The following is a 12,138-nucleotide window of genomic DNA, read 5'->3' as shown; positions in this document are numbered from 1 at the left end:
AAACGCCCACCGCGTCGAGCTGCACCTGATGCCCGGTTACAGTCCCGAACTCAACCCCGACGAGATCCTGAATGCCGACATCAAACGGCACGTTCACCCTGCCCGCGCCCGCTCGCGCGACGACCTCGCCCGCGAAACCCGCCGGTTCCTGCACCGCCGCCAGCGCCAGCCCGACATCGTACGCGGCTACTTCCATGCCCCACAAGTCCGCCACACGACCCAGGAAGAAATGACATAGTTTCTGCTCAATAACAAGGTCTTCTACCTGGCCGACAACGGCTGCAAAATGGCGGAATTACCTGTGGACTTCCCGCGCTGGCGCACCGTCTATGCCTTGTTCACCCGTTGGTGGTACAGCGGGGAGGTCACCGCCGTGCACAACGACCTCCGCGAAGCCTTGCTCGAAGCCAATGGCCGCGACCTGGAACCGAGCGCGGCGATCGTCGAAGCCTGTCGGCGCTCACGTTATTCCTGGGGAACCTTCCGGGCCTTCAGGCCGTACAAGCCGGGTGACGCGGGGGTGTGAAGGTGGGATTCGCGCGCTGCGGCCCCGTCACGCTTTCGGAAGCGTGACGGGGCCGCAGCGACTTTCGCGCCGAATAGCCGAGAGACCATGTTGTTCGATCTCGAATGGAACTCAAAAGGAAAAGATATTGCTTGCGGTGTGCGAGAGGCGTCGGATTCGCATTCGGAGGTCCGGTCGGCGCTGTGCTGCTGGGTGGCGTAGTTGCCTCGGTCTTTTCGGGCCGCCTACGGCGCGGCGTGATCGGGTCGTTCGGATTGGTTTTCGGTCGCTGATCGGTGGTCGGTGGGCAACGCAGGGTAGCCCGGTCAGTGGGCGGCTGCCGGGTTCTACGGGTACCGGCGGGTAACCTTTTCGGAGTTGTGGCATCGTGCTGGTCAGGTCGCTTGCAGGCGGTTGATGGCGGTGGCGAACAGGCCGGTGAGCGGGGCGCGGCGAGCCAGGTGCAGGCAGATAGGGCGCGGGTGGCGGGCCAGACGGGGCAGGTAAGGAAGCGCCTGGCAATGGCGGCTGCGGGGGATGGTAGGAGATCTCCCCATATCGGTTTGCGTGCAGAGCTGGGACCCTCTCGTTGTAACGTCCGGCGCGATGACGCTTCCGAAACTGCAGCGGGGTTCATGGCTACCCGTTATCGAAGAGGTGAACCACATGGCCTTGTTCGGTCTCGAATGGGAACTCGAAGGGAAGGACGTCGCTTCAGGCGCGGCTAGCTTGGTCGGATTCGCGTTAGGCGGTCCGGTCGGCGGTGCCCTGCTTGGTGGCGCCGTCAGCGGGGCATGGACCTGGGCCGATACCGGCAGCTTCTCCGACGGCGCGGAAGCTGCGCTGGTCGGCGCGGCCTTGGGTGCGATACCTGGTGGCGTGGTCGGCGGCGCGTCGAGAGGCCTCGTCGGCGGCGGAGTCAAGGCGTTGGGCCGGAGTTTCAAAGGCGCCCCGGCTCTCGTGAGGAACAAGCAGGCAGTCTATGGCACAGCCACTCAGAGGTTGCAGATCGCGCGGGCTGGTATGCCGAGATTGGGTGCCGGTACGGCGACAGCAGGCGGTGCCACCACGCTCGGCCTGGGATTCGTCGGCAATCCAACCAGCATACCGACGAGAGACATAGGTAACGGGGCGGCTTGAGGGTCATCGTGGAGATGGAAAGAATGCGGATGCCCGACATGACGCATCCTGATTTTCCGGACCAGTGCCGATTCCTCAAGGCCACCGAGACGTTTCATCTCGAACTCCCCAAGAAGCTGCGCAAGTACTACGACAGTTTTGCCAAGGACGAATCGGCGCCGATGCCCCCCGAGGGGGCGTTGGTACCCGGCATCAACGATCCACACCGTGCGAAAATCACCAACTACACCGAAACGGTGACATCACTCGAGCGAGTATTCAACGAATTGTACGAATCTGGTAAAAAATTGGCGACGCTGGCGCACGCTTCACTGGAGAAGTCTGCCCAGGGAAAACAGGCGATCAATAATGTCGTCGTCATTGTCAACAGTGCAGCGGGGGCCGTACCGCAGGATGAGATGACCGAGGACGACCACATTCTTGCGTACGTCACAGAGGCGCTCGAAGAGGGGGACCGCGTGATCAAGGAGGCGATGATGGACCAGGAGGGACTCGGCAAGGAGGTGGACAAAGAGTCCGAAGCGCTGAAACAAGTGAAGGATCAGCTCACGCAGCTGCAAAAGGAGAACGCGGATCTGCGGCAGCGCTTGGCGGATCCGGCCGACATCACTCCACCATTCTCGACGCCGCTGACTACGGCGGACCCCTCATACATCGACCCAAGCACGTTCGACCCGAGCACGTTTCCTACCGGTATGGACAGCTTGAACGACTCCGGCCTTGACGGCCAGACATCCAGCGGGAATCAGCCGAGCCTCAACGGCCAGACACCCAGCGGACTCGACAACCTTGGAAACACACCGAGAGTGACCCCGCCGACCACCAGTCCGCCCGTCCAGCCTGCGGCAGCGGTCTCTCCAATGGGCGCCGGTTCTGGGCTGATGGATTTGATGATGCAGCAGGCGATGATGCGTAACCTTGCCGACCAGGATCTGAACAACCGCCGTGCGGAACTCGACCCGCGCCGCTTCGAGGACCAACTCGCCCCCGTCACTCCACCGCCGCCGGTCACGTCGCAGCCCGCGACGGCGCAGCCGACCGCGACGGCGCCTGCAGCGCATCATGCGCAGGCGTCCCCTATCGCGGCGACACCCGCGCAGCATGCCGGGGCACCCGTTCGCACACCGGACGCGGATGGCAGCGTGGTGTACACATTCCCCGACAGCCGCACGCAGAAGGTGTCCGTGATGGTTGCCCAGGCGTTGGACGCGGCGTTCGGCAACGTCAGAGGCACCGACGCCCAGAAGGCGTACGAGAAGACATCAGCGAAGTGGTCTGACACCAAGCAGATCGGCGATCGCGTCGACCCGTACCAGCTAATGACCGGCGATGTCGCCACATGGGACAATCGCACCGCGCTGCTCGTGGCGTTCGGCTCCGATGAGGGTGGCACGCTGGAGGCCATCGTCGATGGCGAACTGAAGCCTTTCGCTCCGGAGATGTCCGACAACGCAGGGGAATTCGGGCAGTTCGCCGGATTCGCGCACCCGAAAGGAATCGAGTTGACCGCGCCGGCGGGCAGGGACATCCCCCCCGCGACGCCGGGCACAGCCGACCAGTCCGCGAACCCGGCAATGCCGGTTGTCACGGCACCCACAGGCTAATCGTCCGAAGAGCGGCGGCAGGTGAGGAGAGGAGGTTGCGATACCGCTGAAGAGCCGACCGCAGAAACTCGCTAGAGGTTCCGGAAGTAATCGCCGAACAATCGGCCGGAATAACGTCGTGGGCCCGGCCGCACAGTCAGGCCGCGTTTCCTGGCGCCACGGGGTGCGTACGGGGCATGGTGGGTGGCGGTCTGCGCTGGCCCCCAACCCAGAACCGGAAGAGCATTCTCGGCCACGGGGACTCATTCTCCATTGCGATTGCTGGATGACAATGGGTAACCCACCGAACACCCTGCGTTCCGCGTAATTCCGGGGTTTCGGAGCTCGAAACCGCCTGTTTTCCCCAGGTCGCGCGGTCTCGAACCAGAGAAATTCTGAAATATGCCTAGAGACGCGATTCTCTGGGTTCGAGTGGCATGAGCTGCTGTGATGCCGTAGCTTCTGGAGTCGTGTATGTGAAGACGACCAAGCGGGACAACAAGTCCGGCACGGTCAGGTATCTGCATCTGGCCCACAACGTGTGGGATCCGGAGAAGGGCCGCGCGACACCGAAGGTGCTGTTCACCTTCGGCCGCGAGGACGAACTCGATCGTGATGCGGTGAAACGCCTGGTCGGATCCCTGTCCCGGTTGCTGGAGCCCGGTGATGCGCTCGCTGCCGGGACGACAGGTGAAGGACTGGAGTTCGTGTCCTCCAGGCCGCTCGGCGGAACCTACGTCCTCGACCACCTATGGAAGCGCCTCGGCATGGAGACGATCGTGTCCCGGCTGGGCCAGCCCCGGCGTGGCCGACCCCGCGACATGACCGCTACCGAACGCACCCTGTTCGCCCTGGTCGCCAACCGGGCCCTGTCCCCGTCGTCGAAACTGGCTGCCGCCGAGTGGGTCAACCGCGACGTTCACATCGATGGGCTGCCCGAGACCGACGACGACGCCTGCTACCGGGCGATGGACTGGCTGGCCTCGGTGACCGACGACCTGGAACGACAGGTGTTCGACCAGGTCGCGAACCTGCTGAACCTCGAAGTGGATCTGTTGTTCTTCGACACGACGTCCACGTATTTCGAGACCGGCGCTGACGAGCCGGTCGCTCGTGACGAACGAGGCCACCCGGTCGCCGGTGGTGACGACGGTGCCGACGGCAGCGGCAGCGGCAGCGAGAAGTCCGGCGGGTTCCGCGCTTACGGCAAGTCGAAGGACTCCCGAGACGACCTGCCCCAGATCGTGATCGGGATGGCGGTGACCCGTGACGGGATCCCGGTGCGCTGCTGGTCCTGGCCCGGCAACGCCTCGGACTCCGCCCTGATCCGGCAGGTGAAAGACGACATGCGGGACTGGACGCTGTCGAAGATCGTATGGGTCACCGACCGCGGCTTCTCCAGCGCGGAGAACCGCCGCTACCTGCGGCAGGGCGATCACCACTACATCATCGGCGAGAAGATGCGCTCGGGCAGGGAGCGGCTGGCGGGACATGAAACAGATCCTCGATCTGCGGCCGGTCTATCACCGTCTCGAGGAACGCATCCGCGCCCACGTCGTGTTGTGCTGGCTGGCACTGTTGATGATCCGGATCATCGAAACCACCACCACGACAACATGGTTAACCACGCGCCGGGAGCTGGACCGGTTGCATGTCGGCACCTTCACCGGGCCGGCCGGGCTGTTCCGGCGCGCGACCGAGCCGACCAAGCCTCAACGGGACTTGCTCGCCAAGCTCGACATCCCCGTTCCCAAGCAGATCGTCGAACTCACCCCAGCGCCCTGACCAGCGGGGATGCCAGCGCCTAGAGACACGGTCTCTAGGCACGTTTCTCCATGTCCGGCCAGGTCAGGGCACAAATCTGGACTCCAGACAACCGGAATTATGCGGAACGCAGGAACACGGGCCAGCGTCGGCTGGTCGGCCATTTCATGGAGCGTGTCACTGCGAAGCACTGCGTCGACCATCCGGTTGCGAATAATGCGCCGAACAACCAATCGAGCCCCGGGCCGGGCTGTGTCGGTCGGGGCTTGATTGGGGGTATTCGCGCCTGCTACTGATCGCTTGTAGTTGACGAGACGAATATACCTCACAGCAAGGAACATCACCGAATCGGCGAGCCATCTCACATCACAGCCTGTCCCGGATAGGGACCGCCGGAAGCCCTGATGAGCGGTCCCCGATTACGAGACCACCTGATCCGGCCCCCGGTCGGGAGACCGCCCTTGTGAGAGTTGAGGCAGACTGACCGTCAGGAGGTCATGATGCCGAAATCGTATCCGCAGTCCGTGCGCCGGCAGGTGTGTGTGCGACTGCGTGCTGGGGAACGGGTCGCTGAGATCGCTGCTGAGACAGGGATTTCCGCAGCGACGCTGTTCAAATGGAAGGCTCAGGCACTGGTCGATGCGGGAGTCCGTGAGGGCGTGCCGAGCGTCGAGGCAGACGAGTTGGCCTCCGCGCATCGCCGAATTGCCCAGTTGGAGGCCGAGTTGAAACTCACCCGAGACGCGTGTGAACTGTTCTACGAGCAGGTGGTGATCTCCCCAAAAGGAAATACGCGATCGTCGAAAGGCTGATCGCGCGTGGGCATTCTGGCCGAGCGGCCTGCCGTATCGTCGGACTGAACCGAACCACTTTTCATCGCTTGCGCAAGCCAGCGGTATCGATTCGGTTCCTGCGGCGAACGATTGTGGCCGACGAGATCGGCAAGATTCACCTGCGTTCTCGCGGAACATACGGTCGGCGGCGAATTCAGGCGGCGTTGCTGAGCGAGTGCGACATGGTGGTTAATCATAAGCTGATCCACTCGATCATGTGAGTTGCAGCTCTCGGGTCTGCCGCTCCAGAAGGGACGGAAACCGAATCTGCTGGGTGTTCATACGCCATCGGACCTGGTGAACCGCGTGTTCGTCGCGAACCAGCCGAACGAGCTGTGGTGCACGGACATCACCGAGCATCCCACTCGTGATGGAAAGGTCTATTGCTGCGCGACTCTCGATTGCTTCAGCAAAAAGGTTGTCGGGAGGTCGTTTTCTACAGTCCCGGACACAGCTCTGGTCAATAATGCGGTGAATATGGCCGTCCGGGAACGGAAAAGATACCACGGCGCTATATTGCATGTCGACCACGGTACTCAGTTCACATCCTGGTCGTTCGGAGAGAACCTTCGCCGGCACGATCTGATTCCCTCCTTCGGAACCGTTGGCGACTGCTTCGACAACGCTGCCATCGAGGCGTTCTGGGGGCGAATGCAAACAGAGTTGCTGAACACGAGGAAGTGGCCCACGAGCCTCGAGTTGACCATCGCAATGGCCGACTGGATCGATAATTTCTACAATGCCGAACGCCTCCACAGCTACCTCGGCCACCTCAGCCCCGACGAGTATGAGATGCTGTGGCACACGCCACCCAACCAGAGTCTCGACTCTTGTAAGAGCGGCTCACTCTCAGGGGGCCGGATCAACCTGGGAATAGAGCCAGGTGATTTCGTTCCGTGTTCAGTTGGTCCCGCAGGTCACCGGGTGGTGGGTGTGGGTGCAGGCCGCAGCGTGCTCGGCCGGCGTCTTGTAGCCCAGCGCCGAATGCCGTCGTGGTTGTGGTCGGCCTTGAAATCGCCGATCACCACCCGGGCCTCGAGCAGACTGGTCCAGTGGTTGCGGTTGAGGCACTCGGTCCGCAGCCGCCGGTTGAACGATTCGACGAACCCGTTGTTCCAGGGCGTGCCCGGCGGAATGTAGGAAATCCCGATCCTGTCGGCGCAGAACCGTTGCAGGGCAGCCGAAATCATCTCCGGACCGTTGTCCATCCGTAACACCCTCGGCGGGCCGCCGGTGGCAGCGAACACCTTCTCCAGCTCGGCGACCAGCCGCTCGGCGGTGATCGACCGCTCCACCAAGTGCAGCAGCGATTCGCGGGTGTGCTCGTCGATCATCGACGCGATCTTCACCGCCCGACCGTCGGTGGTGGAATCGAACTGGAAATCCGACGCCCACACCACCTTCGGGGCATCAGCCTCGACCGGCGGGACCGAGGAAACACCGGCCCGCTTGCGGGGGTGATGTTCACGGACCTGCAGGCCCTCCTCGCGCCAGAGCCGGTGAACCTTCTTGATGTTGACGCTCGCGCCCTCGTCGAACCGCAGGGCAGCCCAGGCACGGCGGAACCCGTGCCCGGGATGTTTGACCGCGTACGAACGCAGCCACGCCCGTAAACCGGCGTCCGGATCGGTCGGGGTGTCCTTGATCGGCACCCTCCGATAGGTCGACCGATTCAGCCCAACAACCTTGCACGCGAACCGTTCCGACACGCGCTTGCACTCTCGAAGCATGTCCACGGCACGGCGCTTGGCCGCTGGGCTCAGAATTTTCCCTTGGCGATCTCCCGCAGCCCGTCCTTCTCCAGCTCGGCGTCCGCGAGCAACCGCTTCAGGCGGGCATTCTGCTCTCGCAGCTCCTTGAGCTCTTTCGCCGCGTCGGTGTCCACGCCACCGTACTGGCGTCGCCAGTCGTACAACGTGGCCGCCGACACCCCGATCTCGGCGGCAGCCTCCTCACCGGTCTTACCGGCGGCGGTCAGCTCGTCGGCACGGCGCAGCTTCCGCACGATGTCCTCCGCGGAATGCCGCTTGGTCCTGCCATGATCCACAGTGTCCCTTCTCGGCCCTCACCAGGCCAAAACAGGGCTCTAATACCAAATGGTCTCATTAATCGGGGGCGGCTCAACCTCCCGAACGATGGTCACCGAGGGATATTTTCGGACCAGCCGAAGAAATTACAGTCCCCATGAGACACGGTCTAAGTAAACAGTATTGAGGCTAGGGTAGGAATTTCCCCCATACCTGTCGGCCGCTGAGGCATGGGAATATCGGCTCTCCGTCGGACGAAAGATTCTCTGGGGGAGTCTTGATGGGATCCGACATGTTCAGGCAAGGCATTGCGAGGCGTCCTGGTCAATGCGCCTACCGGACCGAAGGTTTACGAGGGCAAGCGTGATGAAGTGTTGGGGCGCCGATAGATCGGCTGGGCATGGCGACCATGATCCGTCGCAACCAGCGGCCAGTGCGTGGGCGTGGCACTCGGCTATCGTGTCGAGCGCGGCGGAAGGCTATACGTGGGCCAGCGGCAGTGCCTGCTCGATGGCAAAGCTGTGGGCGGTTCTGTTGTGTTGCCGAACGTGTCTCGTAGCCACCGCGGTGGCGCGCCGCGGTCTCGCGATTCTGTCGACCCTCTTCACTTTTCTGGTCTGTCCTGGAGTCGTTGGCGCAGTGGCCTGTGCGCAGACTGAGGAGTCCTCGGCTAACCTCGCGCTGGCCTGGATGAATGTACGCGACTCATCGGGTGTCACGCTCTCGGAATATCAGTTCGTAGTCGATCGCGGGGGCGTGCTAGATCCCGTGAACACGATCATATGGACTCTAATCAGCCTGGAGTTCATCGGTTACATGGCCATCGTGACCTCGGCGATCTGGCTGATCGGTTACGCGCTGAGCTTTCGCTGGATGGATTGGTTCGCCGCGGCGCTGCGTGGTGTCGCGGATGCGCTGACCGGTCAGATCGCGACGCCGATCATGCTGGTGACGGCGGCGACGATCGGTGCGTTCTTCGTCGCGTGGTTCATCGCGCGCGGGTATCACGCGAAGGCCGCGATACAGGTCGTGACCATGGCTGGAGTGGCGATCCTCGGACCGGTGTTCCTGGCCGACCCACTGTCGGAGGTGCTGTCCTCCCACGGATTGCTGGCCCAGGGCAGGGATGTGGGCATCTCGGTAGCCGCGGGATTGAACGGCAACGCGAGCCCGAATCCGGCGCAGCTGCTCGCGACGATGCAGCAAGATCTCGCCGACAACTTCGCACGGCGTCCGGTGCAGGTCTGGAATTTCGGGCACGTGGTAGACGAGAATCCGAGCTGCCGCGCCGCGTGGACGGCGGGGATGCGGGCGGGCGACGACGATCGGGTGAAGAACGGGATGAAGGTGTGCGGCGACGCGGCCGCACACGCCAAAGCCAGCGATCCGACCATGGGACAGGTCGGCACCGGAATGTTCCTGTTACTGTGCGGCGGAATCCTCTTGGTGTTCGGGGTGTTCCTGGCTGTCAAGGTGATGAAAGCGGCCATGGATGCGGTCTATCACTGCTTCATGACGATTTTCGGATTCGCGGCGGGTGGCTTCGTCTACGGGCCGACGCAGACGTTCTTGGTGCGCAATGTCGTCGAGGGGTTAATTGCCGCGGCGCGAATGGCGGTGTTCACCATCTTTCTCGGCGTGTATGTGCTGTTCCTGGGCAATCTGTTCCAGCAGGCTCGCGGGCAGGTTATAGCGGTGATCGTCATCGCGGGTGCCGTCGAGGCCATCGCGATTTCGCAGTTGCGTAGGCTCGATCTGAGTCTGAGCAGGGGGAACGACTGGGTGGCGAACCGTTTCGCGTCGGCGATCCAAGGGCCGCCGCGCGCCAGCGGTGGTGGAGGTGGCGGGGGAACCGCACTCGGCATGGGCGGGTCACAGGCCAAGGGCTCGATGCCCGGAAGTGCGCTGATCAGCGGCGCGGCTGCGTTGAACACCATCAACATGTCGCCAGCCACCGCGTGGCTCTCTGCTCGGACGGTGAACCCGTTGAATCCACTGGCTCGCGGAAAGAAGCGGCGGGATCTGGCCAGTATCGCCACCGCTCCAATGCTGCAGCAGATGCACGAGTACAACCATGACGCCCGTGCGAACTGGCGGCTCAAGGCTGCGGGGCGACTGCACGGAGTGAATGGCGGAATCAGGTCTGCTCTGGGCGTCGCCAATGTCCTCGATGGCCTGGGCGATAGTAAAGTCCCGGACTCGATGATCGCTCCGATCCTGTTGGCCATGAATGCCACCCACCAGCAGGTGATCGATGCTCAACGTGCGGCAGCTGTCCAGAAGGCCAGTATGTCGCAGAACCTCTTCGGCTTCGCACCATTGCAGAAGGCCGTCGCCGCAGCGCGTGCGGTGGAGAACCACGTCGGCGTCGCCGCGCATCCAGCGTTCGCAGCGCAGGCCGTGGTCGCGGCGGACAACTTAGTACGCCACTCCACCGCCCCGATGAACCCGGTATCTGACGATCATCCGTTCGTTCAGAAGCTTTTCGAGAAGTCAGGGCCGAGCGGGACCGCCCTGGTGGACGATGAACATCGCCTCAGAAGCGCGATCGCCCCGGATGATTGGCGCAACGCAGGCAGAGACGTCCGTCAGCATGTTGGGCGGCGATTGGCTTTGGAGCACCAAGCCGCAGCCCAGGCATACTTCGAGAATCAGAACGACGCTGACCATCTCCGGGAGCTGATGCGATCGAGTAGGCGGATATCAAACCTCGATACCCTGGATCCGAACGGCGGACCTGACCCGTGGGATCCGTAGGCTTTTGTAGGCAGGTGGAAAAATGACAAAGGCCCGCATTCTTCCACCTCTGCGACGTAAGCGGTATCGGGAAATGCCGACCGATCTCGCTCCGTCCAGCTGGACACAAACGAATGAGCTGCTGAACCGTCGACTTATCTGGTTGCAGCGGTTCGTGGTCGGGGTCAGCTGCCTCGTAGCGTGCCGTAGGAGACCGGCGGGCTGACTCGTGAACCGTCTGTCGCCCTCGTGGTTGACTCGCCCGTGATGTGTCTACCCTTCCGGTCTCCGTTCACGGTCTGACTCGACAGAGGTGTGACAACAAGCTGCTGTGAGAGGTTCTTGAAGTCGACATGTCGGCCGTGGATTCCCATCCGACGAGACGAGGAACCGAATCTGATGATGCTGATCGGCATCGATCCGCACAAGTCCACTCACACTGCACCCGCTGTCGATCCGGCATCAAATTCTGATCTCGGTTCGATCCGGATCGAGGCGAGTTTCGCCGGCTATCGGAGGCTGCTGGCATGGGCGCGGCAGTGGACCGAACGCAGCTGGGCTGTGGAGAGCGCCGAGGGACTCGGTCACCACCTGGCGCTGTGGCTGGTCGCTATGGGCGAGAGCGTAGTGGATGTAGCACCAGCTGCGACGGCGCGGGTCCGCCAGCTCTCCCGTGGTGGGCGCCGCAAGAATGACCGTATCGACGCCGCCGCCGCGGCGACTGTCGCGGCGCTGCACGGAGATGCCCGTCCCATGTACGCGGAAGCCCATGCCAATTCCCTTGCGCTGCTCGATGAACGTCGAAAGAACCTGTCCAGCAGCAGGACTCGATCGGTCAACCAGCTGCATGCACTGCTGCGTGAGTTGCTGCCCGGCGGCGTACCCACCGACTTGACCGCGTCGAGAGTTGCGACGGTCCTGCGCGGTCTGCGCCCGGTCACCGCGACTGATCGAGTACGCAAAACCCTGGCGAAGGACCTGGTCGCCGATATCAAACGCTACGACGCCCAGCTCGCGCAGAACGCCTCGGCGATGGATGAACTGCTCAACGTGCACGGCACCACGTTGCGCGAGATTCCCGGGATCGGGCCGGTGATGGCTGCCCGGATCATCGGTCGCACCGGCCGCGTACGCCGATTCGGGACGGCCGCTGCCTACGCCAATTACACCGGTACCGCGCCGATCGAGGTCGCCAGCGCGGACTCGACGCGGCATCGGTTGTCTCGCCACGGCGATCGAGAACTGAACTCCGCCTTACACACCATCGCGATGATTCAGATCCGCATGCGCGGTAGCGCCGGACGCAACTACTACGACAAGAAGATCGCTCAGGGGCAAATCATCGAGAGAGGCAAAACGTTGCCTCAAACGACGCCTCGCCGACCTGGTCTGGCGAACCATGATCCGCGACGAACGACGCACCACCCCGCTCGAATTCACGGACCACGCCGAAAGCAGCTCGCCCCGAACCCGGAAAATGAGCAGTTCGTTCACAGGCACTTACAGGTCGGGCATGGCGAGGATTGCGTGGGTGTTTGTTCCCGCTAGCC

8 protein-coding genes and 4 pseudogenes are annotated in these 12,138 nt (G+C 63.0%); 10 read left to right on the top strand and 2 right to left on the bottom strand.

What is annotated here, in order from left to right; all coding sequences use genetic code 11:
* Both NA4_RS34780 and NA4_RS34775 read left to right on the top strand, forming a co-directional pair.
* Positions 1 to 238 (top strand): transposase (locus tag NA4_RS34780; protein WP_174553037.1); only part of this gene is annotated, 238 nt, incomplete at its 5' end.
* Positions 239 to 286: 48 nt separating this feature from the next.
* On the top strand, positions 287 to 526 hold the full coding sequence (locus NA4_RS34775) for a hypothetical protein (RefSeq protein WP_084497726.1): 240 nt from the start codon (positions 287 to 289) through the stop codon (positions 524 to 526).
* A 374-nt stretch (positions 527 to 900) separates the two neighbouring features.
* Here the strand turns inward: NA4_RS34775 and NA4_RS41755 are convergent, their stop codons facing one another.
* Positions 901 to 1,062, bottom strand: a complete 162-nt coding sequence (locus NA4_RS41755; RefSeq protein WP_169811177.1) for a hypothetical protein — start codon at positions 1,060 to 1,062, stop codon at positions 901 to 903.
* 49 nt (positions 1,063 to 1,111) lie between these two features.
* On the opposite strand from NA4_RS41755, the gene NA4_RS34770 reads away from it, so the two are divergent.
* The 6 genes and pseudogenes from NA4_RS34770 to NA4_RS43895 all read left to right on the top strand — a co-directional run.
* Positions 1,112 to 1,645, top strand: coding sequence for a hypothetical protein (locus NA4_RS34770; protein ID WP_157129490.1), 534 nt, complete (start codon positions 1,112 to 1,114; stop codon positions 1,643 to 1,645).
* Between the two features lie 29 nt (positions 1,646 to 1,674).
* Positions 1,675 to 3,249 (top strand): hypothetical protein, encoded by a 1,575-nt coding sequence (locus tag NA4_RS34765; RefSeq protein ID WP_157129489.1) that lies wholly within the window; start codon positions 1,675 to 1,677, stop codon positions 3,247 to 3,249.
* Between the two features lie 449 nt (positions 3,250 to 3,698).
* Positions 3,699 to 5,013, top strand: a pseudogene (locus NA4_RS34760) (IS1634 family transposase).
* A 476-nt stretch (positions 5,014 to 5,489) separates the two neighbouring features.
* Positions 5,490 to 5,804, top strand: a complete 315-nt coding sequence (locus NA4_RS34755; RefSeq protein ID WP_245671726.1) for a transposase — start codon at positions 5,490 to 5,492, stop codon at positions 5,802 to 5,804.
* 113 nt (positions 5,805 to 5,917) lie between these two features.
* Complete coding sequence (locus NA4_RS43900; RefSeq protein WP_169811176.1) at positions 5,918 to 6,046, top strand: helix-turn-helix domain-containing protein; 129 nt, start codon at positions 5,918 to 5,920, stop codon at positions 6,044 to 6,046.
* 76 nt (positions 6,047 to 6,122) lie between these two features.
* Positions 6,123 to 6,605, top strand: a pseudogene (locus NA4_RS43895) (IS3 family transposase); the annotation flags it as partial.
* A 120-nt stretch (positions 6,606 to 6,725) separates the two neighbouring features.
* Here the strand turns inward: NA4_RS43895 and NA4_RS34745 are convergent.
* A pseudogene (locus NA4_RS34745) lies at positions 6,726 to 7,872 on the bottom strand (IS3 family transposase).
* 439 nt (positions 7,873 to 8,311) lie between these two features.
* Here NA4_RS34745 and NA4_RS34735 point away from each other — a divergent pair.
* Both NA4_RS34735 and NA4_RS34730 read left to right on the top strand, forming a co-directional pair.
* On the top strand, positions 8,312 to 10,609 hold the full coding sequence (locus NA4_RS34735) for a hypothetical protein (RefSeq protein ID WP_169811175.1): 2,298 nt from the start codon (positions 8,312 to 8,314) through the stop codon (positions 10,607 to 10,609).
* Between the two features lie 378 nt (positions 10,610 to 10,987).
* Positions 10,988 to 12,008 (top strand): annotated as a pseudogene (locus NA4_RS34730) (IS110 family RNA-guided transposase); the annotation flags it as partial.
* Positions 12,009 to 12,138 lie beyond the last annotated feature (130 nt).

The organism is Nocardia amamiensis NBRC 102102 (assembly GCF_001612745.1).
GTDB lineage: Bacteria > Actinomycetota > Actinomycetes > Mycobacteriales > Mycobacteriaceae > Nocardia > Nocardia amamiensis.
This window is presented reverse-complemented; position numbering and strand designations above follow the sequence as displayed.

What these genes read in the sequence shown, in the direction of transcription:
- NA4_RS34775 (WP_084497726.1), top strand. Translation starts at nt 287, where the DNA reads ATGGCGGAATTACCTGTGGACTTCCCGCGCTGGCGCACCGTCTATGCC.
- NA4_RS41755 (WP_169811177.1), bottom strand. Translation starts at nt 1,062, where the DNA reads ATGGGGAGATCTCCTACCATCCCCCGCAGCCGCCATTGCCAGGCGCTT.
- NA4_RS34770 (WP_157129490.1), top strand. Translation starts at nt 1,112, where the DNA reads ATGACGCTTCCGAAACTGCAGCGGGGTTCATGGCTACCCGTTATCGAA.
- NA4_RS34765 (WP_157129489.1), top strand. Translation starts at nt 1,675, where the DNA reads ATGCCCGACATGACGCATCCTGATTTTCCGGACCAGTGCCGATTCCTC.
- NA4_RS34755 (WP_245671726.1), top strand. Translation starts at nt 5,490, where the DNA reads ATGATGCCGAAATCGTATCCGCAGTCCGTGCGCCGGCAGGTGTGTGTG.